This window comes from Kitasatospora sp. NPDC048286, assembly GCF_043201735.1.
Lineage (GTDB): Bacteria > Actinomycetota > Actinomycetes > Streptomycetales > Streptomycetaceae > Kitasatospora.
The window spans coordinates 24,329-43,571 of sequence record NZ_JBICZE010000025.1 but is presented as its reverse complement, the minus strand read 5'-3'; the positions used below and the strand labels follow the sequence as shown (position 1 = coordinate 43,571).

16 protein-coding genes are annotated in these 19,243 nt (G+C 74.5%); 9 read left to right on the top strand and 7 right to left on the bottom strand.

The features are described 5' to 3' along the window. Positions 1 to 57: 57 nt before the first annotated feature. Entirely contained in the window at positions 58 to 978 is a 921-nt protein-coding gene (locus tag ACGF13_RS38065; protein ID WP_392884023.1) for a Rieske 2Fe-2S domain-containing protein, read from the bottom strand. Between the two features lie 702 nt (positions 979 to 1,680). Here ACGF13_RS38065 and ACGF13_RS38060 point away from each other — a divergent pair. The 3 genes from ACGF13_RS38060 (at position 1,681) to ACGF13_RS38050 (ending at position 5,133) form a co-directional block, all read left to right on the top strand. Further along, positions 1,681 to 2,055, top strand: coding sequence for a transglycosylase SLT domain-containing protein (locus ACGF13_RS38060; protein ID WP_392884022.1), 375 nt, complete (start codon positions 1,681 to 1,683; stop codon positions 2,053 to 2,055). 226 nt (positions 2,056 to 2,281) lie between these two features. After that, positions 2,282 to 3,346 carry an ATP-binding protein gene (locus tag ACGF13_RS38055; RefSeq protein WP_392884021.1) on the top strand — a complete coding sequence of 355 codons (1,065 nt, stop codon included), beginning with the start codon at positions 2,282 to 2,284 and terminating at the stop codon, positions 3,344 to 3,346. Then, entirely contained in the window at positions 3,343 to 5,133 is a 1,791-nt protein-coding gene (locus tag ACGF13_RS38050) for a hypothetical protein (RefSeq protein ID WP_392884019.1), read from the top strand. The genes ACGF13_RS38055 and ACGF13_RS38050 overlap by 4 nt, the downstream gene beginning before the upstream one ends. A 94-nt stretch (positions 5,134 to 5,227) precedes the next feature. Here the strand turns inward: ACGF13_RS38050 and ACGF13_RS38045 are convergent, their stop codons facing one another. From ACGF13_RS38045 to ACGF13_RS38025, 5 genes are all read right to left on the bottom strand, one after another. Continuing rightward, positions 5,228 to 6,646 (bottom strand): alpha/beta hydrolase, encoded by a 1,419-nt coding sequence (locus ACGF13_RS38045; RefSeq protein ID WP_392884018.1) that lies wholly within the window; start codon positions 6,644 to 6,646, stop codon positions 5,228 to 5,230. 346 nt (positions 6,647 to 6,992) lie between these two features. Then, the gene (locus tag ACGF13_RS38040) at positions 6,993 to 7,634 is read right to left on the bottom strand and encodes a dihydrofolate reductase family protein (RefSeq protein WP_392884016.1); all 642 of its coding nucleotides are present in this window, start codon (positions 7,632 to 7,634) and stop codon (positions 6,993 to 6,995) included. Positions 7,635 to 7,763: 129 nt separating this feature from the next. Beyond that, a complete protein-coding gene (locus tag ACGF13_RS38035; RefSeq protein WP_392884015.1) occupies positions 7,764 to 9,143 on the bottom strand; it encodes an erythromycin esterase family protein in 1,380 nt (459 codons plus the stop codon). A 353-nt stretch (positions 9,144 to 9,496) separates the two neighbouring features. Beyond that, on the bottom strand, positions 9,497 to 9,820 hold the full coding sequence (locus ACGF13_RS38030) for a hypothetical protein (protein WP_392884013.1): 324 nt from the start codon (positions 9,818 to 9,820) through the stop codon (positions 9,497 to 9,499). 154 nt (positions 9,821 to 9,974) lie between these two features. Next, positions 9,975 to 10,547, bottom strand: coding sequence for a hypothetical protein (locus ACGF13_RS38025; RefSeq protein ID WP_392884011.1), 573 nt, complete (start codon positions 10,545 to 10,547; stop codon positions 9,975 to 9,977). Positions 10,548 to 10,702: 155 nt separating this feature from the next. On the opposite strand from ACGF13_RS38025, the gene ACGF13_RS38020 reads away from it, so the two are divergent. The 5 genes from ACGF13_RS38020 (at position 10,703) to ACGF13_RS38000 (ending at position 14,897) form a co-directional block, all read left to right on the top strand. Next, positions 10,703 to 11,020, top strand: a complete 318-nt coding sequence (locus ACGF13_RS38020; RefSeq protein WP_392884009.1) for a DUF6191 domain-containing protein — start codon at positions 10,703 to 10,705, stop codon at positions 11,018 to 11,020. A 288-nt stretch (positions 11,021 to 11,308) separates the two neighbouring features. Continuing rightward, on the top strand, positions 11,309 to 11,725 hold the full coding sequence (locus ACGF13_RS38015) for a peptidase inhibitor family I36 protein (protein ID WP_392884008.1): 417 nt from the start codon (positions 11,309 to 11,311) through the stop codon (positions 11,723 to 11,725). A 292-nt stretch (positions 11,726 to 12,017) separates the two neighbouring features. Continuing rightward, positions 12,018 to 13,220, top strand: a complete 1,203-nt coding sequence (locus tag ACGF13_RS38010) for a cytochrome P450 (RefSeq protein WP_392884007.1) — start codon at positions 12,018 to 12,020, stop codon at positions 13,218 to 13,220. 241 nt (positions 13,221 to 13,461) lie between these two features. Next, positions 13,462 to 14,670 carry a cytochrome P450 gene (locus ACGF13_RS38005; protein WP_392884005.1) on the top strand — a complete coding sequence of 403 codons (1,209 nt, stop codon included), beginning with the start codon at positions 13,462 to 13,464 and terminating at the stop codon, positions 14,668 to 14,670. After that, positions 14,664 to 14,897 (top strand): ferredoxin, encoded by a 234-nt coding sequence (locus tag ACGF13_RS38000; protein ID WP_392884003.1) that lies wholly within the window; start codon positions 14,664 to 14,666, stop codon positions 14,895 to 14,897. Before ACGF13_RS38005 ends, ACGF13_RS38000 begins: the two co-directional genes overlap by 7 nt. Before the next feature lie 50 nt (positions 14,898 to 14,947). On the opposite strand, the gene ACGF13_RS37995 is transcribed toward ACGF13_RS38000, so the two are convergent. After that, a complete protein-coding gene (locus ACGF13_RS37995; protein WP_392884002.1) occupies positions 14,948 to 15,562 on the bottom strand; it encodes a TetR/AcrR family transcriptional regulator in 615 nt (204 codons plus the stop codon). A gap of 212 nt (positions 15,563 to 15,774) precedes the next feature. Between ACGF13_RS37995 and ACGF13_RS37990 the strand changes: the two genes are divergently transcribed. Continuing rightward, complete coding sequence (locus tag ACGF13_RS37990) at positions 15,775 to 19,137, top strand: hypothetical protein (RefSeq protein ID WP_392884001.1); 3,363 nt, start codon at positions 15,775 to 15,777, stop codon at positions 19,135 to 19,137. Positions 19,138 to 19,243: the final 106 nt, after the last annotated feature.

Here is a 19,243-nt window from a genome sequence, read left to right as displayed (position 1 = left end):
GATGACCACCGCCAGGTGCGTTCCGGGGGAGGCCGCGGCCGACACCGACGTAACCGCTCAGCCGGCCTCGGGCAGGCGGACGTGCAGGACGCCGTCACCGTCGGTGCGGGTTTCGAAGCGGGGCTGCGGGGCGGTGGCGGGCCCGCCGACGTTCCAGCCGTCGGCGAGCCGGAACAGGCTGCCGTGCCAGGGGCAGCGCACGCACCCGTCGACGATCTCGCCCTCGGTGAGTGGTCCGGCCATGTGGCTGCACCAGGCCGCCAGGACGTGGACGGTGTCCTCGGACTCGCGCACCACGAGCAGGGGGACGTCGCCGACGGTGCGTCGGGCGGGCAGGCCCACCTGGAGGTCGGCCAGTCGGCCGAGCGGGTGCCAGCCGGGCCCGACCAGGTGTGCGACGGGTTCGGTCTTGTTCGTTCCCGCGCCCTGTCGGTAGGCGACGTGGCCGCCGAGGTAGGCCCCGGCGGTCGCGGCGGCGGCGCCGGTGAAGCCGAGCAGTCGGCCGAGCCCGTGGTGGCCCCGCCCCCGGGCGGCCCACGAGCCGCCGTACAGGGCGATCGCCGCGCCGACGCCGAGGGCGTGCACCAGGCCGGTGCGCATCTGCTGTTCGTGCTGTTCGGCCCAGTCGACCCAGCCGCTCCAGGCGGCGGGGACGGCGGTGATCACACCGAGCGCCACCAGGAGGTGGGCCGGTCGGCGGGCGCCGGGTGTCAGGTCGAGGACGGCCGCGCAGGTCCAGGCGCCGATGGGGATCTGGACCAGGGCGGGGTGCAGGGGATGACCGAGCGGGAGCCCGTGCAGCACGTCGCGTGCCCGGCCCAGCGGCAGCGCCCGGATGATCCGTCTCAGCGGCTGGGTCACGGAGTCGAGTCCGTCGGCTTCCGCGAGCGCGTCGATCGCCTTCAGCAGGCGCTCGGTGGCGCCCCGGGAACGGTGGTCGGCGGTGTCGCCGACGCAGGTGAACAGGCTCCTCGTCATGGACCTCAGCCTGCGGGCGGGCCCGGCCGCGGGCACGGCGGCGTGGGCCGTGCGGAGCAAGCTCCGCCGGCCGGACGTCCCGGCGGATTGCCGGGCCCGCCGATCCGAGGCGAGCCGGCGGCCGGCGTCCCACTCGCCGCCGTACAGGGCACCGGTGCGGTGGACGAGCGGCCGCGGCACGCCGTCGCGCAGGCCCACGCCCTGTGTCCCTGGGTGTCGTCACCGCGTCGGCACGGTGTGACCGCGCTCTCAGTGACGGCCTGGTCGGCGGTGACTCGGCGTGATGGGGGTGGGTCGGGTGGTGATGCTGTCGGGGTTCAAACGGTGAGTGCGCTCACATGCGGTTGCGGGGCACGACGACGGCTAGGAATGTCCGTTTTGCCCGCTTTTTGCCAGGGGGTGGGTGGCGTTTGCACAGGTCGGAAGGGGGTGGTGCGCTCGGCATGGCCCCTCCTTCGAATCGGAGCCGCCCTCCTCGCTACGACGGCGGGTCGTAGCGAGGGGGTCTTGGCGGGGCCCGTTGCGGTCTGGCAACTTTGCATTCGTCGCCAGCCACACCGGCTCCTGTCCCGCCGGATGCGGCTTACCGCCGAGTCACATCCCGCGACCGTTCGGCCCCTGTCCGGCCACGGTCGGGGCGGGGCGTGACACCGGCCCAACCCGATTGAGGTCCTGCTCTACATGCCCGCTTTCAAGCTCCGTATGCGCACCTCTGCCGCGATCCTCGCCGGCGCCGCCGGCCTGACCGCCCTGGGTGCCGCCGTGGTCCCCTCCGTCGCCTCGGCCGCCGACGCCTCCCCGCAGGCCCTCGCCGCCCAGATCGTGCCGGCGGACCAGCTCGCCTCGTTCAGCCAGATCATCTCCCACGAGTCCGGCTGGAACGTGACCGCGACCAACCCGAGCTCGGGCTCCTACGGACTGGGCCAGGCCCTGCCGGCCTCCAAGATGGCCTCCGCCGGTGCGGACTGGAAGACCAACCCCACCACCCAGATCAAGTGGGCGCTGGACTACATGAACACCCGCTACGGCAGCCCCAACGCCGCCTGGAACTTCTGGCAGTCCCACCACTGGTACTAAGCCGACCCCTCGGCTTCCCCCACACCCCGGGGGCCGGACAGGGACCACCGGAGTGACCCACGAGGGCCCGTGCCGCGCAACCGCGCGACACGGGCCCTCACCCCGTTCCCGGCCGCCCCGGTCATGCTCGGCCCCGGGCCACTCGGCCCGCCGAAAAACCGGGTGCGCCCGGCCAGGGCGCGCCGCACACTGGGCCGGTCACGCACCGTCGCCGCGAAGGAGCCCCGTGCAGGGAGCAGTCAGCGTCTCGCCCGCCCAGATCCCCGAGCTGCTGCTCGGCCTGGCCACCGTCCGCCCGGTGTTCCTCTGGGGCGCCCCCGGGATCGGGAAGTCCTCCCTGGTCAGGGCGTTCGCCGAGTCGCTCGGCCTGGAGTGCGTGAGCCTGGTCGGCACCCAGCTCGCCCCGGAGGACCTGATCGGTGTCCCGCAGCTCACTCCCGAGGGCCGCTCCCGGTTCTGCCCGCCCGAGCAGATCGCCCGCGACGAGCCGTACTGCCTGTTCCTGGACGAACTCAACGCGGCCTCGCCGGACGTCCAGAAGGCCTTCTACTCACTGATCCTGGACCGCCGGATCGGCTCGTACGAGCTGCCGCCCGGCTCGATCGTGATCGGCGCAGGGAACCGCGCCACCGACGGCGCGCTCGCCCGTCCGATGGCATCCGCGCTGGTCAACCGCATGGTCCACGTCCATCTCCGGGCCAGCGCCGAGGACTGGCTGCGCTGGGCGGCCGGGGCCGGCATCCACCCCTGGATCGTCGACCACCTCACCGACCGACCCGACCACCTGTGGTCCGCCCCGCCCAAGACCGAGGAGCCGTTCTCCACGCCGCGGGCCTGGCACATGCTCTCCGACGCGCTGCACTCCTTCGGCCCCACCCTGGACGAGGGGACGCTCAAGGTCGTCGCCCACGGGCTGCTCACCGCACAGCACGCGGTCGCCTTCTGCGGCTACGCGAAGATCGTCCGCAACTCCTACGGTCTGGAGGCGATCCTCAAGGGCGACGCCCGTTGGCCGCACCGGCTGGAGGACCGCGACCTGCTCTACTACCTGGCCGACGCTTTCCGCGGCCGGCTCGTCAAGGAACTGCCCGCCCGCAAGGAGCACGCCTCCGGGGCGCAGCGGCAGACCGCCTTCCGGGCCAAGTCGCTGCTGGTGCAGCTGGCCGAGATCTCGGTGGAGGTCGCCCAGACGGTGATAGCCGACGGCCAGGACGGCAACCCGGTGCTGCCCTCCTGGTTCCTGATCGAGGCCGCCCGGGACATGCCCCGCCTGGTCGAGGCCCGCCGGTGAAGCACGCCCCGGCCGAGCGGAAGAAGCCGGATCCGGGCGCGGAGGCCTTCGCCGAGGGCCTCCACGTGCTGCGCCGCAACCCGGCCCTCGCCGCCCTGCGCGCCGACGTCTGCCGTAGTGAGGACTGCACCGTCGCCCCGCCGGACGGCTGGGCGGTGGCCGACTCCAACGGCACCCTGCACGTCAATCCGCGCCGCCGGGCCGAACCCGAGGAGTGGGCCTGGGTGCTGGCGCACTGCCTGCTGCACCTGGGCTTCGGCCACCTCCCGGGCGCCCGCGGAACCCGGACCCAGCCCGACGCCCACCTGGCCGCCGCCCGCTGCGCGGTGGTCAACCGCTTCCTCGCCACCTTCCCGGTCGGCCGCGCCCCGGTCGCCCTCCCGCAGGAGTACCCGGGCGGCGACGAGGAGGAACTGGCCGCCCGCTGGCGCCGCGACGGCCTGCCGCCCACCAGCGCCGGGACGGCCGGCACCGCCGAACGCGACCAGCTGCTCGTCGAGTGGCGCGGCCACGGCCAGGCCCGCGAGGACTGGCCGACGGCCTTCGCGGCCGCGCTCACCCGCACCATGTCCGCCGCGATGGACCGGGCCGGCGGCCGGATCGACGCCGAGACCGGCGAACGCCTGCCCGAGCGGTCCTGGGACCGGGCACTCAACTGGTTCGTCTCCTCGTACCCCCTGCTCGGCGGCATCGCGGCCGGCCTCACCGTCGTCGCCGACGCCGAACTCGCCCGCGCCCACGACATCGCCGTCGCCGCTGTCAACGCCGAGGCCGCCGAGATCTACGTCAACCCGCTGCGCCACCACACCGACGAGGAGTGGCGGTTCATCCTCGGCCACGAGATCCTGCACGCCGCCCTGCGGCACGGCGAGCGCCGCGGCGGACGGGACCCGTTCCTGTTCAACGTCGCCGCCGACTACGTCATCAACGGCTGGCTGCTGGAGATGGGTGTCGGCGAGATGCCCGACGGGCTGCTGCACGACCCGCGGCTGAAGGGCCTGTCGGCCGAGGAGGTGTACGACCGGATCGCCCGCGACCAGCGCCGGATCCGCCGGCTCGCCACCCTGGCCGGGAAGAACCGCCCGGACGTCCTCGGCGAGCCGCTCGGGCCGCCCCGGGACTACGTGGACCTCGACGACTTCTACCGGCGCGGCCTCCAGCAGGGCTTCGAACTGCACCGGCGCGGACGCGGCCTGCTGCCGGCCGGGCTGGTCGAGGAGATCCGTGCGCTCGCCCACCCGCCGCTGCCCTGGGACGCCCGACTGGCCCGCTGGTTCGACGAGTTCGTGCCGAGGCCGGAACCGGTGCGCAGCTACGCCCGCCCCGCCCGTCGGCAGTCCGCCACCCCGGACATCCCCCGGGCCGGCCGCCACCACCCCGAGGAGGAGGTGCCGCGCTGCACCTTCGGGGTCGTCCTGGACACCTCGGGCTCGATGGACCGGACACTGCTCGGCAAGGCGCTCGGCGCGATCGCCTCCTACGCGGCCGCCCGGGACGTCCCGGCCGCCCGGGTGGTGCACTGCGACGCCGCCCCGCAAGACGCCGGGTACCTCCCGGTCGAGGAGATCGCCGGGCGCCTGCGGGTGCACGGACGCGGCGGCACCGTCCTCCAGCCGGGCATCGACCTGCTGGAACGGGCCGAGGACTTCCCGCCCGGGGCACCCGTCCTGGTGATCACCGACGGCGAGTGCGACGTGCTGCGGCTGCGCCGCGAGCACGCCTTCCTCGTCCCGCGCGGCGCCGCGCTGCCGTTCACCCCGCGCGGACCGGTCTTCCGAATGAGCTGAGCGCCCCGGCCCGTGCGGTCGGCCGACCGGTTCCCGCGCCCCGCCCCCGCCCCGGCCCCGGTCGCGGGGACGCGCGCCGCCCGGCGGAAGCGGCCTAACCGCCGCAGGTCAGGTCCTTGGCGGGCAGTCGACCCGTCGTCAGGTAGCGGGTGACGCTGCCGTCCGCGCAGGACGGGCCGGCCACCACCACGCCGTGGCCCTCGCCGCCGGCCACCGTGACCATCCGCGCGCCGTGCAGTGCCCGCCGCATGCCCTGGGCCATGGCCGGCGTCGCCTGCGGGTCCCACTGGTTCTGCACGATGAGCGCATTGACGTCGTTGTTCACCACGGTGGCTGGCTCGCCGCCCGTCGGCTTCCAGAACGCGCACGGCTGGATGTTGGCCCCCAGGTCTCCGGCCAGCGGGTACGCGGCCCGGTCGCGGACCGCGTCCCGGCGGTACTGCTCGGGGTCGCGCGGCCAGCTGCGGGAGTCGCCGCAGAAGACGGCCCAGACGGCGGCGGTCGTGTTGTCCGTCGGGACGACCGACGGCACCGCCGGTGCGGCGGGCCCGCCCGCGGCGGCGGCCTTCAGCGCGACGATCCAGGGGGTGACGGCCTCGACGTGGACGAACGCGGCGTACCCGGCGCGGATGGCGTCTCCGTCGAGCGCCCCGTTCTCCGTCGGGACGGGCGTGCGGTCGGCGTGGGCGACCAGGTCCCAGTACGTCCTGCGGACCTCCGCCGCGGTGGCACCCAGCCCGTACGTGGCGTCGCGGGCGGCGGCCCACTCGGTCCAGCGGGTGAAGGCCAGTTCGGCCCCCGGCGCCGCCTCCCGGAGCGTCCCCCGCCACGCCAGCGCCGGGTCGAGCGCGCTGTCGAGCACGAACCGGTCCGAGCGCTGGGGGAACATCTGCGTGTAGACGGCGCCCAGGTAGGTGCCGTACGAGTGCCCGAAGTAGGAGATCCTCCGCTCGCCCAGCGCCGCCCGGACGACGTCCATGTCCCGCGCCGTGTTGCGGGTGGTGATGTGCGGCAGCACGTCCCCCGCCTTGGCCCAGCACTTGTCGGCCACCGTCCGGGCCCAGGCCACGTCCTTCGCGAACGTCCCTGGGGCGTACGGGTGTTGGAAGGTCCGCTGGTCGGGCGTCAGGTCGCAGCCGATCGGCGAGCTCTGCCCGACTCCGCGCGGGTCGAACCCGATCAGGTCGAACCTGTCCCGTACCTCCGCCGGCAGCAGCGGCTCCATCTCGACGGGCATGGTCAGCCCCGGGCCGCCCGGACCCCCGGGGTTGATCAGCAGCACGCCGTGCCGCTGCTTCGCGCTGCCCGCCCTGACCCGCGAGATCGCGATGTCGATCGTCCGGCCGCCGGGGTCGCGGTAGTCCAGCGGCACCTTGACTTTTGCGCACTCGAACGTCGCCGGGTGGTCCACATCGCAACGCTCCCAACGGAGTTGCTGCTGTGCGTAGCGCTGGAGCGGATCGCCCGCCGCGAACGCCGTCACGGGGGTGAGCGCCGTCAACACGGTCGTCACCGCGCCGACCGTCAGCACGGAAATCGTCCGTCCGTCTCGCAGAACCATGTCAGTCCTCTGTGCAGAATCGGTACCTCGGAATTGCCTCCAGTCTCCGTTCCGCCGCACCCGCGCCAGGTACGGCGCGGGGATGGGCTCGAGATCCAACCTGCGGCGTACGCCGCCGCGCTGACGTCGTGCCGAAGTCCCATGCCCCGGCATCCACGGATCAGGGTGGCGGGGCTGCTGGCCCGCTGCCGGCAGCCTGCGGGTGGGTGCGGTCACCCTCCCACCGCGGGAGGGTCAGCGATGGGCGCGTGCGAGACCAGGACGACTTCCTCACCGCCGGGTGACGGCGGTCAGCGGATCAGCGGCCGTCGTCGTGCCCGAGACCGCGGTCGGGGGCGCTCATGTCGCCCGTCCTGGGCGTGCCGTCCGCGAGCCCGTAGCGCAGGAAGACGGTGCCCTGCGGAGCGGCCACCGGCGGTTCGAGGAGCGTGAGGTTCGTGGGCACCGCGCCGCCGTCGAACACCTTCTTCCCGACGCCGAGCGTGATCGGGTGCACCCACAGGTCGAGCCGGTCGAAGAGCTTCTCCCGCAGGAGGGTCTGCACCAGGTCCAGGCTCCCGACGACCTTCACGTGCTCGTGCCGGTCACGGACCTCGCGCACCGCGGCGGCCAGATCCGGGCCCAGCAGGGTGGATCCCGCCCACGGGAGGTCGGGCGTGCCGCGGGAGGCCACGTACTTCGGGACGCGGTTGAAGAGTTCGGCGATCTCGCCGTCCTTCTGGTGCGGCCAGTGGGAGGCGAAGATGTCGTACGTCCGCCGGCCGAGCAGCAGGGCGTCCGTGCCCTCGTACGCGGAAAGGATCTGCGCCCCGGTGACCTCGCTCAGCAGGGGTGCCTGCCAGCCGCCGAACGGGAACCCCACCGGGTCCTCGTCGGGCCCGCCGGGCGCCTGCCCGACGAGGTCGAGGGTCGCGAACAGTTCGATGTGGATGAGGCCCATGTCTGTCTCCCGATGAGTCGGTCGTTCCCGTCGAGGTTGTAGACCCGCGGGGGCCGAAAAACTCATCGCCGCGCCGAACTCCGATGATCCGTACCCGCCGCCTGCCCCGGCGGCGGCATGGGCGCGCGATCAGAGCTTGCGTGCCTGGGTGACCTGGTTCAGGTGGATGAGGACGTCGTAGGCCCGGCCGATCGCGAGCCGCGGCATCGGGTCGCTGACGTAGACCGAGCCCGCGTCGTAGGTGGGGCGGCTGACGTCCAGCCAGTCGCGGGCCGCCCGGGGTGCGGTGCGCAGATCGACGTAGTAGTCCCGGTAGCGGACCTGGTCGAGGGTGTACTCGTTCATGTCCGGCGTGGCCGCCGGGACGGTGACGGTCTTCCAGTCGCGGGTCAGCGCCTCGTCGTTGGTGAGGAAGGAGCCGCTGTCGAAGGTGAAGCCGATGGCCACGTAGCCGCGGCCGTAGGTGTCGCGCAGCTGGGAGCCCTGCGGCCGGGGGTACAGGAAGGTGTCGGTGGCCAGGTAGCCGGTGTGCCCGTTGTGCGCCGACAGCAGCACCTTGCCGCCGGTGCGGCGCTGCCACCACGCGGTGTTGTCCGCCATGGCCCGGTCGCGCAGCTGCTCGGAGGCGGAGACGGAGGCCGGGTCGGCGAGGTCCAGGGCGGCGAAGGCGAAGGTCTCGGCGATGTTCCGGGCGTGCTGAACCGCCCACGCGTGGGCGCCGCCGTCGGAGGCGCCGGTACCGCTCGCGGTGACAAGGTCGAGCGCCCGTTGTGCCTTGGCGGCGTTGTCGCGGCGCTCGGCGGGCGGCTTCTGCAGGTAGGCGAACGCGTCGTCGAACGGCCGCAGGCCCGCGTAGAGCTCGTCGAGCTGCGGGAGGACGTCGGGGCGGGCCCCGCGCACATAGGAGGTGACCCGCTCGAACATCCGGTCGCCGAGCCTCGGGAGGCCGAGGTCGTCACCGACGAAGTGGACCGGGTGCTCCGGGTGGCTTCGGTTGTGGGCCCGCATCCAGGCGATCAGGTCGGCGAACTCCTCACGCTCCCACGGGCTTTCGCCCAGGGCGTCCTTGACGACCTGCCGCGCGTCACCCGGACCGCCCTGGACGTACTCGTCGATCTGCAGGCCGCTGCTCCAACTCGTCTCCAGGGCAAAGGTGGTGAAGCCCTTCTCCTCGACGAGGTAGCGGAACACCCGCTGCTTCATCGCGAAGAACTCGTGCGAGCCGTGGGTGGCCTCGCCGAGGCCGACCACCTCGGCGTCGCCGATCATCGAGCCCAGGGCACGCAGGTCGGTGGTACGGCCGCCGGGTTCCGTCGTCCGCAGCGGCCGGGCGACGCTCTCCAGCGCGCGCACCACGGCGGAGCGCTGCACCGTCCCCGGGTCCGTGGCCGCGCCGGTGGCGTCGGGGTCTACCGGCGCGGCGACCGCCGCCACCGGGACCAGCAGCGCAGCGGTGGCCACCGCCGCCGTCAGCAGTCCCCGCCGTCCGATCCGCTTGTCGTCCGTCATCGTTCCGATCACTCCTCACTTAGGCGGTACGCCGATGACCTCGGCGTCCGGTGAGTCGATCCTCGTGTCGGCGGGCCCGCGGCGCGCTGGGGAGGACCGCCGTCTTCGCTGGGGGTAACCCCCCGTTCGGATTCGGTGGCCGGCCCCCCGGCCGACGGCGGCCCGCCGGCCGTTACGGCGCGCGGCGCGCCCGCCCGGACCCGGGGTCACCCTCGGTCCGAATCGTGCGATGCCTCCAACAGCACTGCCGCGACGGCGACTTCGGTACCAGCCAGGCCGCCCCCGCGGTGAACACCAGTCGTCCGTCGCCGAGGTCGGCGTGCAAGCGGACCGCCGTCGCCTTGCGTCACGACTCAGATGAGGGCGATGAGCAGCACGGCGGCCGCCGCCAGGAGGAGGACCGTCAACGCCGGCGCACCGGGGCGCCCACCGGGTTCGGAGGTGACGGCGACGAACGAGACGGCGGGGACCGCGAGCGAGAGGACGATCGCCGGCCACCCGACGATGCCGGTGGGAACCCCGGCGACCATGGCCCCCCAGACGGTCGTGAACATCACCGCAAGCCAGGCCGTCGCGGTCAACACCGCCCAGGCCGCTCGCGCGGTCCACCGCTCGACCGGGTCGGCCGCGCGGAAGTTGGTGCGGGTCGTCGTCCAGATCCGGGTCAGGCTCGCCACTGGTACATCCTCTCGAACGACATCCTCGGGCGCCGGCGACGGACACGTGTCGAGCACGGCTGGACGACCGCCGGGTCCGCCGCCGCCGAGGCCGATACCGGCACACGCCCGCCGCCGGATCCGGGCCGACGCGTCCAGCCGACCACAGCTACAGCTACAGCACCACGGTGACGACGAAGAGGACGACGGCGAAGACCACGGTGCCCACCACGGCGAACTTCGTGGGGGTGATCCGGTCCCGGAACTGCTTCTCCGGCCGGACGCGCCGGCTCGCACTGGTGCTGTGCTTCCACCAGCCGACGACCCGCCGGAAGTCGCCGTCGAAGTCCTCCAACGGGTTGAAGCCGCTGGTCACCAGCGTCGACAGCCAGTGGCGCCGGCCGTCGGTGGTGTGGATCCGCGCCACGCGTGTGGTCGTGCCGCGGCCCTGGATCTCCGACGCGTCGATCCAGGAGATCTCTTGCCAGGAGTGCGTGCGGCCACGGCCGAGCCCCCAGCTGATGGTGACCCCGTCGGCGTCGACCCGGACCAGGTACCGCATGGCGATGAGGCGGCTCGCGGCGACCAGCAGCACCGTCCCGCCGACGAGCAGGATCACGGGGCCGGGGCCGAAGTGGAACTTCATGCGGCCGGCGAGGAGTTCGGCCGTGACGACCACGAGCAGGAGCGCGACATCGGCCGCGTCGGGGCCGAACCTGTCTTTCCCCCGGAAGATCAGTTCGTTCACACCGCGCACCCTAAGCCTGCCTCGCCCCGGCCCTACAGGGAGGTTGGATTGACGGTTCGTCATGATGGCGGGGCGTGCTGCGGGATCCCGCTCCGCCCGGAGGCCGCGCGGGCCGGCCCCTGTGCGACCGTGGATCGGCCGACGATACTGGCCGGATGGGGCTTCTCATCTTCATGACGCTGCCGGGGCTGGTGCTGCTGCTCACCGCGCTCGCGCTGGTCGACCAGGTGCTGTTGCGGGCCGGCCGGGCCGGGTTGCTGCCCTGGCGGACCGGCGCCCGGCAGGGGCAGGTCTCCGCGACCGGCTTCGAGCAGTTGCACGCCAGCTTCTCGGCGGGCAAGCAGCACGAACTCAAGGAGCGGCAGTCGGCGTTGATGCTGCGCGACGAGGACGAGGACGGCGCTCCGCCGAATCGCACCGGGGTGGACCTGGCGCGCGGTTCGGCGGTGATCCGGCTGCCGAAGGCCTCCTGACAGGGGCACAGGGCATCGACGGGGTGGAGCGCGGATCCGGGCGAGTGCGTCGAGGATGTGCTCGGAGGGTTCGGTCGCGCGGCCCTGCGCCAGGCGCGCCTCGGTCGCGTCGGTCGTTGTGGCCGGGCTGTCCCGGGAGGTGGCGGGTCGGTGTCCGTGCGGGGCGGCATCGCACGGATGTCCGGCAGCCTGCGCCGTCCAGGTGACATCGGCTCATGGTTCGCCGGCGAAGCGGCAATATTCACTGCGCACGATCCGTGTACGAGCCACGAGCTTCGAGGAGCCCCCATGAAGACGCGAGCACGACTCGCCGCCGGTGTGGCGGCCCTGGCAACCGGACTGCTGATGGTGCCGGCGCACGCCGCCCCGACGGTGCGGTCGCAGGACCGGGCCGCGGACACCTACCTCACGTCCGGGCAGGGCAGGAGCGGCTGTCCGACGGGCCGGTTCTGCCTCTACGAGAACGACGGCTACAACGCGGGCGGCAGTGCCCAGATCCTGGTCACCCGCTCGAGCGTGTCCTCGCTGGGCACCTATGGATTCAACGACAAGGCCAGTTCCTACTACGACAACACCAGCCAGCCGGTGGTGCTCCACGAGAACGCGGACTACGGAGGCGGCCAGTTGTCGATCCGGTCGCAGGGCTCCGGAAACCTCGCCGGTTCCTGGAACGACAAGGTGTCCTCTCTGAGGTTCCTCTCCTAGGTATCCGCTGCTCCTGCCGCACCGTCCCCGCGGCCGGCGCGGCAGGAGCAGCCGCGGGGGAGTGTCGTCGCTTCGCCGCGACCGCTGCCGAGGACGGGATCCGGGGGCTTGCCTTTCCATGTGGTGACCGACAGCCACTTCCACGGCGGCGTCGGAGAGGAGGCGGACGCCCGAGCGCACCACGCCCTGGTCGGCGAGCCCGGCGGCACGGCCGAAGTGGGGAAGCATCCCCGGTTTGGTAGGGTCGGGCCATCACCGGGGATTGCTCCCCGTTTTCCAGGGGGGAAAGAACGTGCCGGCTCCGACGCTTCAGGAACTGTCTCCCGCGGGCCTCGACGTCACCATCGACCCGTACCCCGCCTACGCGGCACTGCGCGAGAAAGGGCCGGTCCACCGGGTACTCGTCCCGGGATCCGGCGAAGCATGGCTCGTCGTCACCCGTGACGAGGCCCGCACCGCCCTCACCGATCCCCGGCTGAGCAACGACATCAGGCACTCCTCCACATGGACCGACGACGGCGGCCACGCCCTCGGGGTCAACATGCTCCAGAGCGACCCACCCCAGCACACCCGGCTGCGCGAGCTGGTCGCCGGCAAGTTCACAGCCGGCCGGATCCGGGCGCTGCGCCCCCGCGTTCAGGAGATCGCCGACAACCTGCTCGACGCCCTGCCCGACGCGGGTTCCGTCGACCTCGTCGCCTCCTACGCCCTGCCGCTGCCGATGACCGTCATCTGCGAACTGCTCGGCGTACCGGCGGCGGACCGCGCCGACTTCCACGCCTGGTCCACCGAACTGGTCGCGCCCAGCTCCCCACAGGCCGCCGGCGCGGCGGCCGGCGCCATGACCGGCCACCTCACGGCCCTCATCGAGGAACGCCGGACCAGCCCGCGCCAGGACCTGCTCAGCGCGCTCGTCACCCCGACCGCCGACGGGCTCTCCGCCGAGGAACTGCTCGGAATGGCCTTCCTCCTCCTCGTCGCGGGGCACGAGACCACCGTGAACCTCATCTCGGGGACGGTCCTCTCCCTGCTCGCCCACCCCGAGCAGCTCGCCGCCCTGCGCGCCGATCCCGGCCTCGTCGACAGCGCGATCGAGGAGACCCTCCGGCACGACGGCCCGGTGGAGTCCGCGGCCTTCCGCTACGCCACCGAACCGGTACGGATCGGCGACACCACCATCCCGGCAGGCGACAGCGTCCTCGTCTCCCTGGCCGCGGCCTCACGCGACCCGCGCCACTTCCCCGACCCGGACAGGTTCGACATCCACCGCAAGCCCGCCGGCCACCTCGCGTTCGGCCACGGCATCCACCACTGCCTCGGCGCCCCCCTCGCCCGGGTCGAAGCCGCCATCGCCCTGCACACCCTGATCGAACGTCGCCCGCACCTCGCCCTCGACGCCGACCCGGCAGGCCTCGTCCGGCGGCCGAGCGCCATGCTGAGGGGACTGACGAGCCTGCCGGTGCGCTTCCACGACGCGAGCGACGCCGCAGGCTGACGTGCTCCCGTGGGCGCGCCGGTCGCGGTGCCGCCGGGCCTGAGTCCGACGGGCAGCGCGCCGACGCCCTCCGGATGGCTGACTGTGCGTGCCGACGGTGTTACTCTCCAACCAAGAGAGAGCTGACTCTCACTTGTCGGCCGGATCGCCACGTCGCTCGTCCTGGCCCGGACCTGCAGGGGAGAGCGGTTCCGCTCAGCGTTCGCTGCTCTTGTGGCCCTTCGGCCGGTGAGGAGAGACCATGACCGCCCCCGCACCGCAGTTACCCTTCGAGCGCCCCAACGCCCTGGACCTGGCGCCGCTGTTCGCGCGCCTGCGCGAGGAAGGCCCGATCACGCGGGTGACGACACCCGCCGGCGACCCGGCCTGGCTGGTGACCCGCTACGAGGAAGCCCGGGAGATCCTGAGCGACACCCGGTTCTCCCGGCTGCGCCCCGACGTCGAGGGCGCCCCGAGGATCTCCGCCTCGGCGCTGCACACCCGCCCCGCCCCCACGCCCGAGGAGGAGGACCGCGAGCACACGCGGATGCGCCGGATGCTGGCGCCCGCGTTCAGCGCGCCGCGGATGCGCCGGATGGGCGAGAGGATCGCGGAACTCGCCGCATCCTGCCTGGACACGATGGAGAAGGAGCGTTCCCGGGATCCGCAACGCCCCGTCAACCTGCACGACCACCTGTCGTTCCCGCTGCCGGTCATGGTGATCTGCGAGCTGCTGGGCGTGCCGGTGGAGGACCGGGGCCTGCTGCGCGGCTGGTCGGAGCGGATCGCCGCGCTGTACGGCGGCGCCGACGGGGCCGCCGCCATGGCCGAGTTCGAGGCGTACGTGGCCGCGATCGCCGAGGAGAAGCGCCGGCACCCGGGGCAGGACGTGATCAGCGACATCCTGGCCGTGCAGGCGCAGGACCCCTCGTTCACCGAGGAGGAGATGACCCGCCTGGCGGTGGGGCTGCTGTTCGCGGGCCACGAGACCACGTCGACCCGGATCGACCTGGGGGTCCTGTTCCTGCTCAGCGACACCGGCCGCCGCGACCGCTTCGCCGCCGACCCCGACGGGTCGGCCCGCGCCACGGTGGAGGAGGTCCTGCGGATGGCCGCGCCCGGCGCCCTGGGCCTGACCCGCTACGCCCGCGAGGACGTCACCGTCGGCGGGGCGGCGATCGCGCGGGGCGAGGCGGTGCTGGTGTCGATCAACGCCGCGAACCGGGACGGGCGGGCGTTCGAGGAGCCGGACGCCTTCGACCCGTCGCGTTCCCCCAACGCGCACCTCGCCTTCGGGTACGGCGGCCACTACTGCATCGGCAACGCGCTGGCCCGTACCGAGATGCAGATCGCGCTGACCGGGCTGTTCCGGCGCTTCCCCGGCCTGCGGCTCGCGGTGGACGCGCGCAGCCTGCGCGACCACTCCGAACGGCTGGCGGGCGGCATCGGCGAGGTGCCGGTCCTGTGGTGAACGGGGATCAGCCGCGAGAGCGGCCGGCCGCGCGGGTGACGGCGGACGCCTCGCGGTGCGTGTCGTCGGGGCAGTGTGCGGTGACCGCGCCGTCGGTGTTCGACCAGGACGAGGCCGGGCAGGTCGTCGTACTGGCCGCCGAGCCCGTCGGGCCAGCGGCGGAACAGGCCCGCGAGGCGGCCGCCAGGTGCCCGGTCACGGCGCTCCGGTGGCATCCGGCGGGCTGACCGGCGGCGGTGCCGGCCGCCCGGCGGGGCGGCCGGCACCTGCCTCGGCGTCAGGGCGTGCGGGGGCGCAGCGCGGGGGCGGGGCAGGGCAGCGGACGGGCCCCGGCGGGGGAGAGGCCGTCGAGGACCAGGGCCAGGTACCGGCGCCAGCCGTCCTCGCCCGGGTCGATCGTCCACAGCACCGAGACCAGCATGACGACGATGCGGTGCAGGTCGTCGGGCACGAGGTCGGCGCGGATCGCGCCCGCGCCCTGACCGCGCGCCAGCAGGTCGTCGAGGGCGGCGAAGAACTCCTCGCCGGTCGCCGGGGTCAGGACGCCGGCGGCCCGGGCGGCGGTCAGGACGTTGAAGTCGCCGGCCACCGATTCCAGGGCCGCCGCCAGCACCCGGGCCAGCCCGGCGGCGGGGTCGGGGTCGTGGGCGGCGGCCTGGATGACGGGCCGGACGTTCTCGCCGAAGCGCTGGTCCAGCACGGCCCGTAGGAGCGCGGCCTTGTCGGGGAAGCGTCGGAAGAGCGTGGCGGCCCCGACACCGGCCCGGCGCGCCACCTCGTCGAGGTGGGCTTCGGGGCCCTGTTCGGTGAAGACCTCCCGGGCAGCCCGGATGATCTTCTCAGCGTTGCGGGCGGCGTCGGCGCGCAGCAGCCGGGGAGCGTCGGGGACCATCCCCGCACCCTATCCAAGGGCCGCCGGTCGGCTCCCGTCGAGCCGCCGGGCAGCTCAGCCGTCGAGCCGTCGAGCCGCCGGGCAGTTCAGCCGTCGAGCCGTCGAGCCGTCGAGCTGCCGAGCCGCCGGGCGAACCGGCCCCGCGGCCACGTCCGACCACGGAAGCGGAAATCCATTGGGAGACACCAGCCCCGACCAGCCACACTGACCGCATGCCGCACGAAGCCGATCAGTTCCTCGCCGACCTCGACCCGCTCTCCCACGCGGAGCGCCAAGAGCTCGTCGCCCGCACGGCCCGGCAGCTCGCCTCCGACGGAGAGCTCCCCGGGCTGCTGTCCGACCTGGAACGCTCCGGCGTGTACGGCCGGCGGCTGGCCGCGCTCGCCGCGTCGGCCGGCCGTGCCACCGGCTACCTCGCCGAGCGGCTGACCGACCCCGACCCGGTGGTCCGCGGGTACGCCCTGCGCGCCGCCCGCACCCACGGCATCCCGGACGAGGCGATCGAGGCGGCCTTCACCGGAGCGTCCTGCGCCCTGCGCCGGCAGCTGGCCCGGGTGGTGCGGCAGGGCCGCCGGCACCGGCTCGCCGAGCGGCTGGTGGGCCGTCTGCGCGCCGAGTGGGGCGACGCCGAGGCCGCCCGGCTGCTCTCCGCCTGCAGCCCCGCGTTCGTCGCCCGGGCGCTGCCCGACCTCGCGCACGCCGCGCCGCTCGCACAGCTGGCCGCACGCTTTCCGGACGAGGTCCTCGACCACCTGGAGCAGGCGCTCGCCGAGCGCCCCGAGACACTGCGGCTCGGTCAGTGGCCCGCGCTCGCCGACGTCCTCGGCACGGCCGCGCGAACCCGCCCCGAACGGGTCCTCGGCCTCCTGGAGCGGTTCGACCCGGACCTCCCGCTGCGCCGCCACCACCTGCCGGCACTGGCCGCCGCGGACGCCGAACGCACCGTCCGCATCCTCGCCGACCCGCGGCGCGGCGCGCTCGGGCCGTACACCGCACCGCCCACGAGCGGCACACTGCGCCGACTGGTGCGCGCCGACCCGCCCTCGCTGCCCGCCCTCGGCCGCCACTGGCTGGCCGCGCCCCGCTGCTTCGTCGCCCTGCTGCGCACCCTTCCGCCGGGCCGGCGCGACGCGTTCCTCGACCTCGTGTACGACGGCGCCCTGCCGCGGGAGGGCGAACTGCCCGCTCTGCTACCGCTGTTCCCGCACGCCCGCCGCCACGCCGAGGCGCGGCGGCAGGCCGCCGCACGCCTCGCCGAGGGCCGCCCCTGGGCCCGGATCGCCCCCGTCCTGGCCTACCTGCCCACCGAGGAGGCCCAGCCGCAGCTGCGGGCGGCTCTGTCCCGCCCGGACGCAGACGACCGCGCCGCCGCCTGGACGGGCCTGCTCGCCAACGCGGCCGCCTCCGACGACCGGGCCGCCGTCCAGGACGCGCTCGCACTGCTCCCGCGGCTGCGCAACGAGCAGGACCCGGTGCGCTGCGCGGCGCTGACCGCACTGGTCCAGGTGCCCGCCCGGTTGCTGACCCCGGCGGCGGTGCCCCACCTCGACGCCGCCGTGCAGGACGCGGTCGACGCCCGCGACTGCTCGTACGCCACCCGGGCCGCCCTGCAGCGGCTGGTCGCCGAGGTGCTGCGCGAGCACGCCCTCGCCGACGGGGCCGAACTGGTCGACTGGGCGCTGCGGAGCCTGCGGCGGATCGCCGGGCAGAGCGGCACGGTCGAACTCGGCCCACTGGAGCACCGGCTGCGGCGGGGCCAGGAACACTCCGTGTTCGCGACCCTGCGGCCGTGGCTGGACACCATGGCCGACACCGCGGAGTACTGGCTGCTGTTCACCCTGACCCGCTCGCTCGGCCGCCGCGCCCGGGGCATCCCCGAGCTGCAGGAACTCCTCCTGCACGCCCTCCAGTTCGGGTCGGACGCCGCGTTCACGAAGGCCGCCGGCCTGTGGCTGGACGACCCGCGCACCCGCGGCGCCCGGGTCGCCGAGATCCTCGAACTCGAGCCCTCCGCCGCCGTCCTGTCGCCGGTGTGCGAGGTGCTGGTCGAACAGCGCACCGACCTCCTCGACCCGCTCCTCGCCCCCGAACCGCCGTACGGGAGGTTCCTGAAGCACCCGCAGCGGGCGGTCCTGCCCCCCACCTGGTCGGCGAGCCGCTGGACCCCGCGCCAGTGGCGGGCCACCGCCCGGCTCGCCGCCGCGGCGGCCGGCGACCCGACCCTGCCGCTGCACGCACGGGCCGCGGCCGTCCGCGCCGCCGCCGCGATACCCGAGTACGGCGAGGCGGTCGTCCGCGCCCAGCTGGACTCCGCCGAGGTGGTGCTCGCCGAGGCGGCGCTCGCCGCACTGGTCTGGACGGACCGGCCCGCCGACGCGCTGCGCGACCTGCTCGCCCACGCGGGCGGCGACCGCGCCCGGGTCGCGGTGTACGCGGCCACCCGGGCCGCCCGGTTCGCCCCGCCGCACGAGCTCGCCGAGCAACTCGGCGCCCTGCTGTCCGGAACCCACGGCAGCAAGGTGACCAGCCGCAAGGAGGCGGTGCGGCTGGCCGCCGAGCACCTGCCGCCGCGGACCGCCGCAGACCTGCTGGTGGCCGCCTGCCGCGTCGAGGGCCAGCACCACGACGTACGCGCCGCGGCGGTCGCCTTCGCGGCCGGCCTGCTGGACGCCGAACCGGTCTGGGACCTGCTCGCCGAAGCCGCCGAACAGGCCCCGCCGCCCGTGCGCCGCGCCGTCCTGCGGGCCGACCCGGCGCACCTGCCCGAGGCCCACCGCGCCCGCTACGCCCGCCTGGTGGCCTCCGTCGCCGCCGCGGCCGACCCGGAGGTCGCGGCACCGGCCCTCGCCGCGCTGCCGCGGTGGGCCGTCTGGGCCCCGGAGACCGCCGACGTGGCCCGACGGGCCGTCACCGACCCGGCGAACCGCGGCGGCTGGCAGCAGGCCGCGGGCGCCGTCCGCGCGCTCGCCGCCTCCGGCCTGCCGCACCCGCTCGGCGGCGCCGCCCCCGGCAGCCTGCTGCACCGCACCCTCACCGAACTCGCCGCCGCCACACGGACGGACGACCTCCACGCCGCCGACGACCGGGACCTCCCGGCCCGCCGGAGGCTCAGCCACCTCGCCGACCTCCCCTCCGACGACCACTACCGGCCACTGCTCGCCGGCACCGCCGACCTGCTCGCGGCCGAACCCGACCTGGCCGGCGTCCGAGCGGCCGCGCTGCGCCGCCTGGTGGACCCGGCGGCCGGCCCCCAGGCACTGGCAGACGCGCTCGGCGCCCTCGCCGACGCCCACCGGGGCCGCCCGGCGGCCGCCGCGCTCACCGCGCTCACGCTGCTGCGGGAACACGCCTCCGGCCCGCTGCCGCCGCCCGGGACACTCGACGCGCTGGCGCACACCGCCCGCCGCGACGACACCGACCCGGCCGCCGGACTGTTCGCAACGGCGCTGACCGAGGCGTTCGGGGACCGCCTCGGCTGGCCCCGGGAATGGCGGGCCCTGCTGCGCGAACTGCGCGGCCACCCCTCGGCGGACGTCCGCGAGCGCGCCCTCGCGGCCGTCATCCACCGGGAGTGACCGCCGGCCGGCCCGCCCGACGTACGGCCACCACCTGCGACGGGGCTCCTCCCGCGTGACGTACTCCCGGCCCCGGCGGCTCGACCGCCGGGGCCGGGCGACCACC